The 14,086-nt window shown below is 60.3% G+C and carries 14 protein-coding genes; 2 read left to right on the forward strand and 12 right to left on the reverse strand.

From position 1 onward, the window contains the following. Window positions 1–3: 3 nt before the first annotated feature. Window positions 4–363 carry a hypothetical protein gene (locus HWX44_RS13440; protein ID WP_254868269.1) on the reverse strand — a complete coding sequence of 120 codons (360 nt, stop codon included), beginning with the start codon at window positions 361–363 and terminating at the stop codon, window positions 4–6. A gap of 131 nt (window positions 364–494) precedes the next feature. Here HWX44_RS13440 and HWX44_RS12900 point away from each other — a divergent pair, with 131 nt between their 5' ends. Further along, complete coding sequence (locus tag HWX44_RS12900) at window positions 495–878, forward strand: RNA polymerase-binding protein RbpA (protein WP_046649170.1); 384 nt, start codon at window positions 495–497, stop codon at window positions 876–878. A gap of 103 nt (window positions 879–981) precedes the next feature. On the opposite strand, the gene musI is transcribed toward HWX44_RS12900, so the two are convergent. The 9 genes from musI to HWX44_RS12945 all read right to left on the reverse strand — a co-directional run bounded on the left by musI (window position 982) and on the right by HWX44_RS12945 (window position 10,798). Then, window positions 982–1,623, reverse strand: coding sequence for an ABC transport system MusEFGK2I component MusI (musI, locus tag HWX44_RS12905; RefSeq protein ID WP_102234711.1), 642 nt, complete (start codon window positions 1,621–1,623; stop codon window positions 982–984). A gap of 24 nt (window positions 1,624–1,647) precedes the next feature. Further along, window positions 1,648–2,562 carry a carbohydrate ABC transporter permease gene (locus tag HWX44_RS12910; RefSeq protein WP_049154663.1) on the reverse strand — a complete coding sequence of 305 codons (915 nt, stop codon included), beginning with the start codon at window positions 2,560–2,562 and terminating at the stop codon, window positions 1,648–1,650. Window positions 2,563–2,565: 3 nt separating this feature from the next. Further along, complete coding sequence (locus HWX44_RS12915) at window positions 2,566–3,411, reverse strand: carbohydrate ABC transporter permease (RefSeq protein WP_144013207.1); 846 nt, start codon at window positions 3,409–3,411, stop codon at window positions 2,566–2,568. Window positions 3,412–3,491: 80 nt separating this feature from the next. Beyond that, a complete protein-coding gene (locus HWX44_RS12920) occupies window positions 3,492–4,823 on the reverse strand; it encodes an ABC transporter substrate-binding protein (protein WP_175975087.1) in 1,332 nt (443 codons plus the stop codon). Window positions 4,824–5,187: 364 nt separating this feature from the next. Beyond that, window positions 5,188–6,432 (reverse strand): DUF4032 domain-containing protein, encoded by a 1,245-nt coding sequence (locus HWX44_RS12925; protein ID WP_049157730.1) that lies wholly within the window; start codon window positions 6,430–6,432, stop codon window positions 5,188–5,190. An 84-nt stretch (window positions 6,433–6,516) separates the two neighbouring features. After that, window positions 6,517–7,647 carry an ABC transporter ATP-binding protein gene (locus HWX44_RS12930; RefSeq protein WP_046649164.1) on the reverse strand — a complete coding sequence of 377 codons (1,131 nt, stop codon included), beginning with the start codon at window positions 7,645–7,647 and terminating at the stop codon, window positions 6,517–6,519. A 179-nt stretch (window positions 7,648–7,826) separates the two neighbouring features. Continuing rightward, on the reverse strand, window positions 7,827–8,702 hold the full coding sequence (locus HWX44_RS12935) for a polyprenol monophosphomannose synthase (protein WP_071410128.1): 876 nt from the start codon (window positions 8,700–8,702) through the stop codon (window positions 7,827–7,829). Between the two features lie 15 nt (window positions 8,703–8,717). Then, window positions 8,718–10,217 (reverse strand): apolipoprotein N-acyltransferase, encoded by a 1,500-nt coding sequence (lnt, locus tag HWX44_RS12940; protein WP_175975089.1) that lies wholly within the window; start codon window positions 10,215–10,217, stop codon window positions 8,718–8,720. Next, on the reverse strand, window positions 10,217–10,798 hold the full coding sequence (locus HWX44_RS12945) for an FxsA family protein (protein ID WP_175975091.1): 582 nt from the start codon (window positions 10,796–10,798) through the stop codon (window positions 10,217–10,219). Before HWX44_RS12945 ends, lnt begins: the two co-directional genes overlap by 1 nt. Window positions 10,799–10,868: 70 nt before the next feature. On the opposite strand from HWX44_RS12945, the gene HWX44_RS12950 reads away from it, so the two are divergent. Next, a complete protein-coding gene (locus HWX44_RS12950) occupies window positions 10,869–11,708 on the forward strand; it encodes a cobalamin biosynthesis protein (protein ID WP_175975093.1) in 840 nt (279 codons plus the stop codon). On the opposite strand, the gene HWX44_RS12955 is transcribed toward HWX44_RS12950, so the two are convergent. Both HWX44_RS12955 and HWX44_RS12960 read right to left on the reverse strand, forming a co-directional pair. Next, window positions 11,705–12,460 (reverse strand): SDR family oxidoreductase, encoded by a 756-nt coding sequence (locus HWX44_RS12955; protein WP_175975095.1) that lies wholly within the window; start codon window positions 12,458–12,460, stop codon window positions 11,705–11,707. The two genes, HWX44_RS12950 and HWX44_RS12955, sit on opposite strands and share 4 nt — an antisense overlap. Continuing rightward, complete coding sequence (locus HWX44_RS12960; protein WP_175975097.1) at window positions 12,460–13,575, reverse strand: M24 family metallopeptidase; 1,116 nt, start codon at window positions 13,573–13,575, stop codon at window positions 12,460–12,462. Before HWX44_RS12960 ends, HWX44_RS12955 begins: the two co-directional genes overlap by 1 nt. Between the last annotated feature and the right edge of the window lie 511 nt (window positions 13,576–14,086).

Below are 14,086 nucleotides of genomic sequence, written 5' to 3' on the forward strand. Positions count from 1 at the left end.
GTGCTATCTCAATTCCTCAAGCTTACGAGCTAGTGCGACCAGTTCGGCACACAGCTGTTCCATCTCTTCAACACTGGCGCTTTCCGACGCCGCCGTGGCCACGTCCTCGGCACAGCACCGGAGCTCAAAGAGACCGTCGCGGAGACGGTCCGCATTGTCTGGAGTTAGGATGACAGCGTCCACGGGAATGGATGTCCCGACCACGTTGTGGCGCTGTTCGTATGCTCGTTGCTTGCACGAGGGCGAACAGAACTTGCGTGGCCTTCCCCGCCCGCCTTGTGCGATCTCTTTGCCGCACCACTGGCAGGTTGCCGTCCGGTGCCTCGAGGGCTTGCCGGGCTGCGGATCCTGTGTACCAATCACCTCACTCACCTTAGCCCATTAACCCGAGGGTGGGAACAAAGGCCGTGGGCCATTCGTTATAATGATAGAACTTTGGGTGATATAGGTCGACCCTGATCCCTTCCCTCAACGCTTGAAAAGGATGATGTTGCATGGCAGATCGCGTACTCCGTGGCAGCCGCATGGGCGCAGTGAGCTACGAAACCGACCGCGACCACGACTTGGCCCCGCGCCAGATGGTGAAATACCGCACCGAGGACGGCGACATCTACGAGGTGCCCTTCGCCGATGACGCGGAAATCCCCGAGGAGTGGATGTGCAAGAACGGTAAGCTCGGCACCCTTGTTGAGGGCGAGGGCGTCGAGTCCAAGCCGGTGAAGCCGCCGCGGACCCACTGGGATATGCTGCGCGAGCGCCGCTCGATTGAGGAGCTGGATGAACTACTGACTGAGCGCATCGAAAGCCTGCGTTCGCGTCGTCGTGCGGCAGCCCGCCTGCTCAAGGAGCAGAAGGAACAGGAAGAAAACGAAGGCTAAAAAGTCCGCCGCGCGCCGGTCCCACGGTCAAGGGGTAGTAGCTCCACAGAAGTGGAAGCCACTACCCTATTCGTCGTTTTGGGCCCTAAAGGCGAACGTCGCGCTAAGCACTGGCGCCTTCGTGCGGCGCTGAATTAAGTTCCGGCCACTGGAGAACCAGCTCGGCAAGATAGACCGCTAGGGCCGGGCCCAATACCGCGAGGAAGAACGCATAGCCTCCCCACTGCGCCGGGAAAAAGAGCGGGAACAGCACCAAGAGTGCCGCCGGAGATACCGCCACTAGAGTACGCGGTAGGTGCGCTACCGCCTTCGTCATGGCGGCCGTGCACCGCTGGCTAAAGCTCAGCCCCGGGGCATCGAGGTGGAAGAACCACACGCTGATGCAGCCCAGCACGAGGAGCCCAGAAACCAGCGCGGCACGCAGAACGACGCCCATTGTCCCGAAACCGGCCTTCGCGATGATGGCGAATTCATAGGCAGCTAAGGCGCCCAGTGCCAGGCAGATAAGCCACCAGGCGGTATTTGTTCCGGGGCGGGTCAAAAGGCCCCGAACGAAGGCCGCGCCGCGGCGTGAACCTTCTTCGCGGACCATCTGTCCGGTCACCGCGTGGGCGGTGCGCAGAGACATTCCCCCAGTCACCACGGGAAAGAACGTGATAACGAGGAGAACGTTGACGATGACAAGGTCAGCGAAAAGGCTCAGGGCGGCGTAGAACTTCGATTCGGGGCCGAGCAAGCGATTCATGGTTCTTTAACCTATCGCACTTGATTAGCCCTTCACGGCACCGGCCGCCACACCTTCGATGATGTGCTTCTGCGTGGAGAAGTAGAAGATGACGATGGGGATGATGGCGAGGACCAGCATGGCCATCATGGCACCCATATCGCGGTTACCGTTGGAGCCGACGAAGGACTGGATGACCACCGGGATGGTCTTGTACCGAGTCGACAGACCAATGACCAAGTACGGCAGCAGGTAGTCGTTCCACACCCACATGGCGTTGAGAATGGCCACGGTAATGGCCGTCGGCTTGAGCATGGGCCAGACGACGCGGAAGTAGTTTTGTAGCGGACCGCAGCCGTCGATCATCGCGGCTTCCTCGACATCCAAGGGGATCGACTTGACGAAGCCCGCAAACATAAACACCGACAGACCAGAACCGAATCCGAGGTAGAGCACCACGATGCCGATCGGGTTGTTGAGGTGGAGCATGTCTGCAATCTTGACCGTCGGGAACATGACCATCTGGAACGGGATAATCATGGACACCACGAAGAGGTAGTACAGAAGGTTTGTCCACCACGTCTTGACGCGCGTGATGTAGTAGGCGGTCATCGCGGAGAAGAACACGATGACGATGACGGACAGAATCGTGATGACGAAAGACCACAGGGTGGCTTCCAAGAAGCCCTGCTTGGTCAAGCCCACCATGAAGTTCTCGAAGCCGACCCAGGTTTCACCGATGGGAAGAGAGAAAGGATCGGAGGAGATAGCGAACTTGGACTTAAAGGAGTTAATGAAGATGAAGAGGATCGGCCCAAGGAAGACGATGGTGAAGAACACCAAGATGGCGTAGACCACGAACTTGGCGCCGCCAGACATCCGGGTCTTATTGTCCGAGGGAAGCTGGTGATCCTTCTTCTTCGAGGCCGGGACGGCCTGCGCTGAAGTGCTGGTAGTCATGACTTATGCCTCGATTTCCTTGGAGCGGGTCGCGCGCAGCTGGAAGTACGCGATGACGACCACGACGACGACGAAGATGACGGCCTTGGCCTGACCCACGCCCTCGACGTTCATACGGTTGAACAGCGTGTTAACGATGTTGAGCGCGACCATCTCAGTTTGTCCGCCGGGCGCGCCGTTGGTGAGCGCAAGGTTCTGGTCGAAGAGCTTGAACGAGTTCGACAAAGTCAGGAAGAGGCAGATAGTGATGGACGGCATGACCATCGGGATGGTGACATGGCGAAGCATCTCCCACTTGTTGACGCCGTCGAGCTCGGCTGCCTCGATGAGCTCGGGCGGGACGTTCTGGAGGCCGGCGATGTAAATAATCATCATGTAGCCGATGAGCTGCCAGTTGAGCAGCATAATGAGGCCGGCGTAACCGAATTTCCAGTCCGCACTGATTGTCGTGGCATAGTGCGAGAGCACGGCGTTGATCATGGTCTGCCAGGTATAGCCCAGCACGATGCCGCCGATGAGGTTCGGCATAAAGAAGACCGTGCGGAAAAAATTGGTTCCGCGAAGTTTGCGGGTCAGCATCCACGCCAAGAGGAAGGCGAAGACGTTGACGGTGATCACAGAAACGATGACCACGAGGACGGTGAAACCGAAGGCCGAGATGAAACCTTCGCGTTGGGAGAAAGCTTTGACGTAGTTGTCGATGCCAACCCACTTGGCGTTGGTGATGGTGGTGAACTTCGTAAAAGAGAGGAAGAATCCCACGATGAACGGCACCAAGAAGGCAATCATGAATGCCAGAAGGGTGGGCAAGACAAAGACTGGGAAGTACTTCTTCAGCGTTGCTTGCATGGTGGTGAAACCTTAATTTCAAGTGGTGCCACACGCTTCCTAGCGGGAAGGCGTGTGGCGAGGGGGTGGGGACTTAAGGCCTAGCCCCAGTTGGATTCCTTCTCAGCAGCCCAGTTGTCCTTGAACTGCTTGACGACGTCCTCCCACTTCAGGGTGCCGGAGGCGTACTGCGACAGGGCCTGGCCGAAGTCATCCTTGAACTGCTGGGACGGGAAGTACTGGAAGTTCCACGGGTAGGTGGTCAGATCCTTGTTAGCGATAGCTTCCGCGACCTGCTCAGCGAGGGGATCATTCGGGGTGTCCTCGGCGGTGTAGCTTTCGAACGGTGCGATGAAGCCGAGGTCCTTAACCACGTGCTCCTTGCCAGCCTCGGAGGTAAACAACCAGTCCACGAAGTCCTTGGTGGCCTTCTGGTCGACCTCGGAGGCCTCAGAGTTCACACCCAAGTAGTTCTCGGTACCGACGTTGATGCCGTAGTTTTCTTCGTCCGGCAGGCCCATGTACATCGGCAGGAACTTGATCTTGTCTTCCTTGACCACGTTTCCGGAGATCTCAGCGATCTGGGACCATGCCCAGTTACCGTTCTGGACCATGGCGGCCTTGCCCTGCGCAAACTCAGCCATGGAGTCAGATACGGTCTTGGAGGGGGCCAGGGTCTTCGCCACGGTGGAATTATCCAGGTAGAGGTCGAAGAGGTTCTTGAATTCCTTGTTGTAGGAGAAGTCGATTTCGTTGGTGTCCTCGACATTCTTGTCCTGGTACTCCTGCCAGATAGGAGCATTAGCCAGGTGAGTCTGCCAACGCCAGTCCTCGCCAGAAGTCAGTGAGGTGGAGGCGAAGGCGCCTTCGATGCCAAGCTCATCCTTCTTGGCCTGCATGTCCTCGGCGACTTCCTTGAGCTTCTGGTAGCTCTTGATTTCGTCGGTGGACTTGATCTTCGCGCCGGAGGTGGCGATGTACTTGTCGAAGATTTCGTCGTTGTAGATGATGCCGAAGCCCTCGACGGCGAACGGAACGCCACGTACCTCGCCATCTTCGGTGGTCAGCGGCGGAATATCGTCGGTGAGCTGCTTGGCGACCTCAGTATCCGACATATCGGCCATGTAATCCTGCCAGGTGATGAAGCCAGCGGGGCCGTTGACCTGGAAGAGGGTCGGGGCTTCGTCCTTGCCAATTTCTGCCTTGAGGGTCTGCTCATAGGAGCCGGAGGCGGCAGTGACGACCTTGACCTTGACGCCGGTCTCTTCAGTGTAGGCCTTTGCGATCTCCTGGTATGCGGCGTCCTGTTCGGGCTTGAAGTTCAGGAAGTAAACATCGCCTTCCTCGTCGGTAGAGCCGGAGCACGCGACGAGACTAGCGGCGGCGAGCATGGAAGCCATGCTGATGGATGCAATGCGAGTAAGACGCTTCATGAGGTCCTCATCTTTCTTGATGAAAAGCGGGATGATGAGCCGAGATGGATACCCGGCTCGTATTCGGTTGTGTCTGGGATGCCTTCCGCGACGAAAGATTCTTCCCAGCGCCACCAAGTGCTTCATAGCGGATTGCAATCCAACTATGAACTGGTTAGCCTGTCTCCTACCTTAGTGAGGTATTCCACATAATCAAAAGAAAACGGACCTAGAACGCCCGATTGTGACTATATCCATATTCGGGCACGAAATCTTTCCCCATTTAAGGGGTAATCGGGCTTAAAACATACAAATCAATATAATAATCAGCTGAGAGCCGCGTTTTCGATCTGTGGTTTTGGAGGCCACTGGGGCACGCAAGCGGTTATGACAAGTCTCCGTTTGTGGGCTGTGCGTGGAGAAGCCGCGCCTCGTCTCGGCGGGCGGGCAGTACAGACTCAAGGTAGGATGCCGTCGCCTCCGGAAGGGACACGTCCTCTCCCCTCTCTTGGGCAAGGAACCAACGGTGGTCCACGATTTCGTGAAAAATCTGCGCGGGTTCGAGCTTCTGCAACATCTCTACGGGGACAGCGGCGATGGTCGGCTCGTACTCTTGCGTCATCCACAGGTGCGCGGCCTGGGTAAGCCCCACGTGGGGCCCACATTCGACGGCTTGGTAGGCCTGGATGGAACCCAAGAGGCGCTGGGCCTGGTGCTCCTCGACGCTTAATCCCGTCAAACTCAATAACTGCGCGCGGTAGTGGCCGGGATCGACCACCACTGGGCGAATCCGCACCACGTGTTTCGAATCGTCCTTCGTGACCTTGAGCTCGCCTACATCGAAACCCAGCTGATTGAGGCGGTCAATCCGCTCGGAGACGCGCCAATACTCGCTGGCGTCCACGGATTCTTCTGCGGTTAGTTCCGTCCACAGCTCGAGGTAAGAGCTCTCGACCAGGCTGCCTAGGGCGATGACATCGATGGAGGAATCCAAGCATTCTCCTGCTTGCAGGTCCATGAGTTCACCGATGATGTTGACGCGGGCGATGTCGACGTCGTAAAGCCTGCGCGACTCGGAGAGATTGGGCTGGAACTCCCCCGTTTCGGCGTCGACAAGATAGGCCGAATAGGTCTCGGCGTCCCGCCGGAATAGGGTGTTCGACAGCGATACATCGCCCCAATAAAAGTTCAGCAGATGCATGCGCACGAGCAGCACTGACAGGGCCCGGATTAGCTTTTCTGCCTCGACTACCGTGAGGTGTCGCGAGAAGATCTCGCGGTACGGTAGGGAAAACTCCAGGTGCTCAGTGACCAGCGCTGCGGTGAGCTCCCCGTAGCTCTCTTTGGCTGGGTGTCTGCCGGTAATCACGGCAACGGGGCGCACACTGGGTGCGCCAAGACGCTGCAGTTCGCGCAGCATCTTGTACTCGTGGTGGGCGGTGCGCGCGCCGATTTCTTTGACCGCGACGATGCCGCGGTTAATCCCCACGAAACGCACGATGTGCCGGGAAATACCCCTAGGCAGGGCCGCGATGAGTTCAGCGGGCCACTGTTCCAGGGGCGTATCCCACGGCAGCGTCAGAAGTGCCGACGCGTACGTCGAGGAGGTGATACTCATAGACTCTTTCACGTCGAGTCACTCCACCTTCGTAGCTGAATTAATCCTGGCTCTATGCCTATCCGTACTGCTTGGCTCGCAGTAGCCGGGCGCGGGCTACGGCAGGCGCTTTCCAGTCGAGGCTGAGAAGTTGTGCTGGCCGCCTTCGACGATGCGTGCATAGAAAACGCTGCCCGGGGCCGGTGCAGTGTTCGGTGCGGAACGAACGACGATCTGGCCGGATTCGGGGACATCCTCGCTCGAGGAGCCGAGGTCACCTTCGCCCACCAGCTTGCCGTAGAGGAAGGAATCAGAACCAAGTTCCTCTACGAAGTCGAGCTTGATGGGAATGGAGTGGTCGGTGGATTCGCCCTCCGGGATGATCTCTAGGGCCTCCGGGCGGAAACCGATGGTGATGCGATCATTGTCTTCCGGGGTCATGGCCGCGATGGTTTCCGGGGACAGCTTGATGCGGGCGTGCCCCGAGGTAGCGTCACCATCCTTGACCGTAAAGGTACCGAGGTTCATGGCTGGGGAACCGATGAAGCCGGCGACGAAGACGTTGGCTGGGCGGTCGTAGAGCTCGCGGGGTGCGCCGACCTGCTGCAGGTAGCCGTCTTTGAGTACCGCGATGCGGTCACCCATGGTCAGTGCCTCGGTTTGGTCGTGGGTGACGTAGACGGTGGTGACCCCGAGCTTGCGCTGCAAAGCCGCGATCTGGGTACGCGTCTGCACACGCAGCTTGGCGTCGAGGTTGGAGAGCGGCTCATCCATGAGGAAGACCTGGGGGTTACGGACGATGGCGCGGCCCATGGCTACGCGCTGGCGCTGACCACCGGACAGAGCCTTCGGCTTGCGCTCCAAGAATTCGGTCAGGCCCAAGGTGGCGGCGGCCTCATCGACGCGCTTGTTGATCTCGTCCTGGGACTTGCCGGCGATCTTCAGCGCAAAGCCCATGTTCTCGCGCACGGTCATGTGCGGGTAGAGCGCATAGTTCTGGAAGACCATAGCGATGTCTCGGTCACGCGGTGCGACGTGGGTGACGTCCTTGTCGCCGATGAAGATGGCACCGTCCGTGACGTTTTCCAAGCCGGCCAGCATGCGCAGCGTGGTGGATTTACCACAGCCGGATGGGCCAACCAAGACGAGGAACTCGCCGTCAGCGATTTCCAGGTTGAACTTCTTGACGGTGGGTTCTTTAGCTCCCGGGTAGGTTAGGGATGCATCTTTGAACGTTACGGTTGCCATAGCAAACTCTCCTCCATCGGCAGGTACGTGCCGAACGATCCGTAGTGTGAGAATGAAGTGAAACAAGTCACTGTGCACCGAGTAAAGTGCCACTTACGACATTAGCACCGATGGTGGTTACTACCACAAAAGCCCGAAAGCCATGACGGGCCTTCGGGCTTGCGGTGAGGAAAGCAGTTTTAGCGGTTGAGTGTGCCCTTCACCAAGTTGGATACCTCGGAGACAAAGTCGGACACAGCAGTCTTAGCGTTGCTGAACTTGGGGCCAAGCTCCATGTCCTTTACCGTGCGCGAGGTGATCTTGGATACCTCAGAGGTAAAGTCGCTGACCTGCTCGGAGCGGTGCGCAACGCCCCACTTGGTGACCTCCAGCAGGGAATCCTTGACAAAAGAGCCGTCAAGCTTCGACTCACCTAGCTCTCGCTCGGTAAAGGTGATCGGTACCTCGCGGACATCGAAGCCATCCTTGATGGCGCGGAAGGCAACGTCAACCTGGAAAATGTAGCCGGCGTTAGAGAGCTCCTCGAAGTCTAGGTGCTCGAGTAGCTCGCGACGGAAGGCACGGTAACCGGCGGTCATGTCGTTGATGCCGGCGCCCAAGGCGACCGAGATGTACTTGTTTCCCAGGCGAGAGAGCAGCTCGCGGTTGGCCGGCCAATTGACGGTCTCGCCGCCCGGAACATAGCGAGAGCCGATGACCAAGTCGGCACCCTTGTCAATTTCCTCCAACAGCAGGTGCAGCTGTTCCGGTGCGTGGGAGCCGTCTGCATCCATCTCGCACAGCACCTGGTAGTCCTTCTCCAGGCCCCACTTGAAACCGGCGATGTACGCGCCGAGAAGTCCGCCCTTGCCCTCACGGTGGAGAACGTGCAGGTGAGAATCCTCAGCGGCCAGCTTATCCGCCGCGTCACCGGTGCCGTCCGGGGAGTTATCGTCCACAATCAGGATGTGAACCTCCGGCGTTGCCTTGCGCACCCGCCCGGTAATGAGCGGTAGGTTCTCGATCTCGTTGTAAGTAGGGATGATGACCAGGGTAGATTCGCGGGTCGAGCTCACTAGTTCCTTGCTCCTTTAGATTTCTTTTTCAGGCGCGCTGCGTCGTCCGGACAAGCGGGTGGAATAGATCGCATACAGCGCACAGACCGTTCCAATAATAGCCATGAGCCATTGCAGGAGCGAACCATAACGCACCGCAAATGTGCGCCCTTCTCGCAGCGGAAGCTCTTCTTCGAGATATGCCGGTTCAAAGATACCGCTGGCTTGGCTCACTGAGCCATCCGGGTAGACGATCGCCGAGACCCCGGACGTAGCCGCCACAACGACGGCCCGATCCGCTTCGATCGCGCGCAAGCGGCTCATGGACAACTGCTGGTAGGTCATGTCGGAGTCACTAAAGGTGGCGTTGTTCGTCGGTGTCGTGAGGATCTGCGCCCCGTTGTTGATGGCGGTTCGGAACGCCTGGTCAAAGCTGACCTCATAACACGTGGCAACGCCCACTGCGGTCCCAGCCATGGTGACCACGCCCGGACCGTCACCGGGCTTCATGTCGCCCGCCAGGTCCACCAGATCGGTGATCTTCCTAAAGAAATCACGCATCGGCATCGTCTCACCAAAAGGCTGCAGGTACTTCTTGTGGTGGTACTCCCCTGCCGAGCCATCCGGATTAAACACCTGCATGGTGTTCCGTGCGCCAACCTCATCCTGGGTCAGCGTTCCGACGAGGATTGGGGCATCGATGTCGCGGGCGGCGCCGGCGATAAGCTCCCGGGCGTCCTCATTGGCAAAAGGATTGATATCGGAGGAGTTCTCCGGCCAAATGACGATATCCGGTCTGGACCCATCCTGCGCGGCCTGCTCGGTCACGCGGACGTGGTTATCCAGCACCGCGCGGCGTTGGGCGGCAAAGTCAAGGCCCAGCCGTGGAACGTTTCCTTGTACCGCGGCGACCGTCACCGTGCCTGTTGTGCGGCCCGGGCGGTCCACGCTCTGTGCCGCTAGCAAGCCAGCTAGCAGTGGCACCGCCAAAAACGCACATGCCAGGCGCGGTGAGCGGGCAAGCCCCACCAATCCTGCGCCTACGCAGACCACCGCGCAGGTAATGAGTGCCGGCCCGCCCCACGAGGCAAGGTTGGCGAGTGGGCCCTCTATTTGCCCCCAGGCGAGGCGCACCCACGCAAAACCGCCAAAGGGCACTGAGGAGCGCAGCATTTCTACCGCCACGTAGAAGAACGGGAAGAGAGCGAAACCGTAGTTTAAGCGCAGCAGCGCCGCCCCGCCGATACCAAGGAGGATGCTGTACAGAGACAGGAATAAAGCGAGCGCAATATAGGGCATGTTGCCCACTAACTCACCAATCCATGGGAGCGTGAACAAGTACAACACCGCGCTATGCACACAAGCGACGAGGGCCGCCCACCCCAGCCCCAGGGGCTTTGTCCACGGTGAGAGCGCTGCCACGAGCATCGCCATGCCGATTATGCCGGCGGCCCACCAGCCGCGTGGCTCAACGGCAAGGTAGGTCACCGCGCCCGACGCAGCAGCGAGAGCGAGCCGGCCCAGAAGAGCCAGCACTATTTGTTTCCGTCCTCAAAGTCTTCTGGCTTGACGTGTTGGGTCCACGTGCGGATTTCATCTTCATCCAAGACCTCATGCGACTGGCCAGTTTGATCCATGCCCCCCATTCCATCACCGGCGGCGCCTGCGCCAAAGGTGCCGAAGGAACCATAGGAATCGCGGTGCTGGGCCATGGGTGAGGCTTCGTACACGCGCACGCCCATGTTTTCGATCTTCCGGTACATCGATGCTGCAAGCAGCGTGCGGATGATGGAACGCGTGGGCGCAAAGATAAGCAGCGCTCCGAAGACCGTGGAGACAAATCCGGGCAGTGACAGCAGGATTCCGCCCACCATGGTCAGGCCAACGTTGCCTGCCGTCTTGCCCGGGGTGGGATCCTCCATGACGTACACACCGTCTTCGGTCTGACGGATGCGGCTGACCATCATGCGGCGGACTTCCCAGCTGGCGATGGTCATACCGAAGAGCATGGTCAGCGCCAAGGCAAGCAGCGCCCACAGCACACCAATCCACTCGGCAACGGCCCAAAAGGCCATAGTTTCTAGGAGGATGTACGCGATGAAGAGAACAAACGGCATGTCGCCCACCATACTTGCTGGGCTTGGCGCTTCGCAGGAGACCCTCCCGGAGCGACTAGACTGTCCCACCATGTCCCTCCCTGAGTCGAAGCATCCCGAATCCGATACCTTGCGCTTCCATCCCGCCGGCGGCGTTGTCACCCCCGAGCAGTGGCTCGCCCTGGGCCAGTCCGCCAGAGAACATGGCGATGGCAATGTGTACCTAGAGCAGCACAGCGTCATCAGCCTGCGAGGCGTCGCCAATGCGCAGGTGCTTGGCGACGTCCCCCTGCCCACCACCGCCGCTCACGTGCTGGCTTCTCCCCTCTCGCTGCGCGCCCGTCAGGTAGCGCAGCGGATCGCGGAAGCGCTAGCCGACGTCGATCAGGATGCCCCTGCGATAGCCCGTGCCGCGCTTTTTGGTGTGGACAGCGGTGCTGGTGATCTCCTCTCACACGGGGTGGCGGCTGGCCTTCAGCTCTCTGGTGATGAGGCGGAACACGATGAAGATACCGTCGCCGCACGCCTGATCCGCGACGGTGACCCCACCGGGCCGCTGCTGGGGCTTGCGGATGCCATTTCCCAACTCGTGGACTTTGCGGAAAAGGTCTCTGCAGATCACCTGCAGGACCTGGAACGTGTCTCGGATGCGGCAGGGTCAGCTCCCACTTCGCCTGCGCTGCCCATCGGCTGGCTGACTGAGCACACGAAGCCCGGCCGCGTCGATCTGGGCGCGGGCCTGCAGCATGGCGTGCTGCCCGGAGAATACGCTGGGCTTATCGCCCAGCTGGGCGCTTCCATCTCGGTAACCCCCTGGCGCGGATTGGTCATCCACGATCTAGCCGAGGGAGATGCTGACGTTGTGTTGCGCGTCCTTGCACCGCGTGGATTCATCTTCGATGCGAATTCTCCTGCCCTCGGGCACCGCTAGCGCGGCATGTGCCGCCAGATGGGACGCGGTACCAGCTTCATCACCCACGCTAAGAGCTGAAGAGGCCGTGGAATCCATATCGTGCGGGAAGCCGGCCGCGAACCTGCAGAGGACTCAATGGCCTTGGCCACCGCTTGGGCCACCACGTCAGGGGTAACGGACAAGGGCGCGGGTGCCATGCCTTTAGTCATCGACCCAATGACGAAGCCGGGGCGCGCGGTGATCAGCGCTAGGCCGCTGCCCTGCAATCGATCCGCTAAGCCTTGGCAGAAGGCATCCAGGCCCGCCTTGGTCGAGCCATAGACATAGTTGGCCCGGCGGGCCCGCCACCCAGCGATGGAGGAAAAGGCCACGATGTGCCCTCTCGTCATGACGTCGGCAAGCACGGTGAGCATGGATACCTGCGCTGCATAGTCCACCAGCGCTATGTCGAAGGCGTGGGCTTCGTCGTGCTCCGCGCGCTCCTGATCGCCCAGAATTCCGAAGGCGACGACGGCCGTGGTGATCTCTGCCCCTGCGAGTGCTGCGGCTTGGTCGATGACCGCGCGGTGGGAGGAAACTTCCGCAGCGTCGAAGGACAGCGTGTGAACGGACGACGCCCCGCTGCTGAGGAGTTCGGAGTGCAGCCTGTCCATACCGTGTTCGCCCCGCGCGGCGAGAACCACTGGGCGACCCTCACACAGCCGACGTGCAAGCTGTCCACCGATATCGCTGCGTCCGCCAAGGATCAGTAGCGCGCCAGTTTCTCCCATTAGCGCAACCCCCTCGGTGCCTGGTTCAGGGACTCATAGCCAGACTCGGTGGTCACCACGATGTCTTCAAGACGCATGCCCCACTTGCCCGGCACGTAGATACCCGGCTCGATCGAGAAGGCCATGGACTCGGCAAGCTCCAGCTCGTTTCCTTCCATGATGAAGGGCTCCTCGTGCGTCGACAGGCCAATGCCGTGTCCGGTGCGGTGCGTGAAGAACTCACCCCAACCGGCGTCTTCGATCACGCTGCGCGTGGCTCGGTCGATCTCCTGGGCGGTCGCACCCGGGCGCGCAGCAGCTCGGCCGGCAGCCTGGGCCTTCTCTAGGACCGCGTAAGCCTCGCGAAACTCTGCCGGCGCGGCAGCAGGATCGGCGCCAACGACGTAGGTGCGGGTGCAGTCGGAGTGATAGCCCGAGGGCAGCGTACCGCCAATATCCACCACCACGGGATCGCCGGCGGCGAGTACTCGGTCCCCAAAGTCATAGTGTGGATTGGCTCCATTCGGACCGGAGCCCACGATGATGAAATCCACCTCGCGGTGCTCGCGCAGAATGAGCTCCCGCACATCTGCGGCTACGTCGGCCTCGGTGCGCCCCGGCTGCAGGAGGCGCGGCACCTCGGCGTGGACAGCGTCGATAGCCGCCGCTGCAGCGCGTAGCTCTGCCACCTCATCTGGATCCTTGCGGGTAAAAAGCTCGGCGAGGGCCTCGGTGGCCAGAACATACTTTGCGGGGTGCTGTTCCTTCGCAGTACTAGCTTCGAGGTTGCCAATTGCGGACTGAAAGCGCAGCACGTGATCGGCGGTGAGTGAGGATCCCAAGGCAACGGTGGTAGGGTGCGCACCTTCCAAGGCCAGCGCATAGGGATCCTGCCCATCGCTCCATCCCACCAGCTGGGTCGCAACGCCCTGAAGCGACTCAATGTCGGTGCTGGGGGCGACGATTACCGGTTCGGCATCGGGACGGATAACCAAGCAGGTCAGGCGCTCGTGGGAGGAGACCCACGAACCGGTGAGGTACGCGAATTCGGCACCTGTACCCACTAACAGGATGTCGATGCCTTTAGCAGCGGCGATAGCGCGGGAACGGCTCAGTCGGGACGCATAATCAGTCATGACAGTTAGCCTACCGCCCGCCTTTGTCCAGTTAAGCTGGGAGGCGTGAATTCCTATCCCGCTGCCGTCAAGCTCCGGACTCGCTCAAGCTATTGCTCGGGAGTGCTCATCGATGCGTCCTTAAGACCCCGCTCCCAACAGGCAACCCGGTTGGTTCTGACCTGCGCGCACTTCTTCCGCGACGGCCTTGATAAGGGGGATCACTACAGGGTGAGTGGCGGGTTCAACCGGCGCGTCGCCGCCGTGCGCACGATTGATGGGGGCGGCATCGCGGCCGGCTGGCGCCGCCGCCCGGCCCCGCCCCCCGAGCCCCCCCGGGGGTGGGCAAACACCCCCCCCCCCCCCCCCCCAAACCCCGCCACACGCTCCCCCCCCCCCCCGACCCCCGCCGCTCCGACGGCAACCAGGCGCTGTCCATGCCACACGATGAGGTTCGGGATTTCTTCTACGCCCGCCAGAATTATCTCGATGAGTTAGATCAGCATGCAGAGGCGATCTCCGCAGAGCTCGA

Source organism: Corynebacterium sp. Marseille-Q2823 (assembly GCF_903645345.1).
GTDB lineage: Bacteria > Actinomycetota > Actinomycetes > Mycobacteriales > Mycobacteriaceae > Corynebacterium > Corynebacterium hiratae.

Bases quoted from the DNA above. Each gene is read 5' to 3' on its own strand.
- HWX44_RS12900 (WP_046649170.1), top strand. From the start codon at position 495: ATGGCAGATCGCGTACTCCGTGGCAGCCGCATGGGCGCAGTGAGCTAC.
- musI (WP_102234711.1), bottom strand. From the start codon at position 1,623: ATGAATCGCTTGCTCGGCCCCGAATCGAAGTTCTACGCCGCCCTGAGC.
- HWX44_RS12910 (WP_049154663.1), bottom strand. From the start codon at position 2,562: ATGACTACCAGCACTTCAGCGCAGGCCGTCCCGGCCTCGAAGAAGAAG.
- HWX44_RS12915 (WP_144013207.1), bottom strand. From the start codon at position 3,411: ATGCAAGCAACGCTGAAGAAGTACTTCCCAGTCTTTGTCTTGCCCACC.
- HWX44_RS12920 (WP_175975087.1), bottom strand. From the start codon at position 4,823: ATGAAGCGTCTTACTCGCATTGCATCCATCAGCATGGCTTCCATGCTC.
- HWX44_RS12930 (WP_046649164.1), bottom strand. From the start codon at position 7,647: ATGGCAACCGTAACGTTCAAAGATGCATCCCTAACCTACCCGGGAGCT.
- HWX44_RS12945 (WP_175975091.1), bottom strand. From the start codon at position 10,798: ATGCCGTTTGTTCTCTTCATCGCGTACATCCTCCTAGAAACTATGGCC.
- HWX44_RS12950 (WP_175975093.1), top strand. From the start codon at position 10,869: ATGTCCCTCCCTGAGTCGAAGCATCCCGAATCCGATACCTTGCGCTTC.
- HWX44_RS12955 (WP_175975095.1), bottom strand. From the start codon at position 12,460: ATGGGAGAAACTGGCGCGCTACTGATCCTTGGCGGACGCAGCGATATC.
- HWX44_RS12960 (WP_175975097.1), bottom strand. From the start codon at position 13,575: ATGACTGATTATGCGTCCCGACTGAGCCGTTCCCGCGCTATCGCCGCT.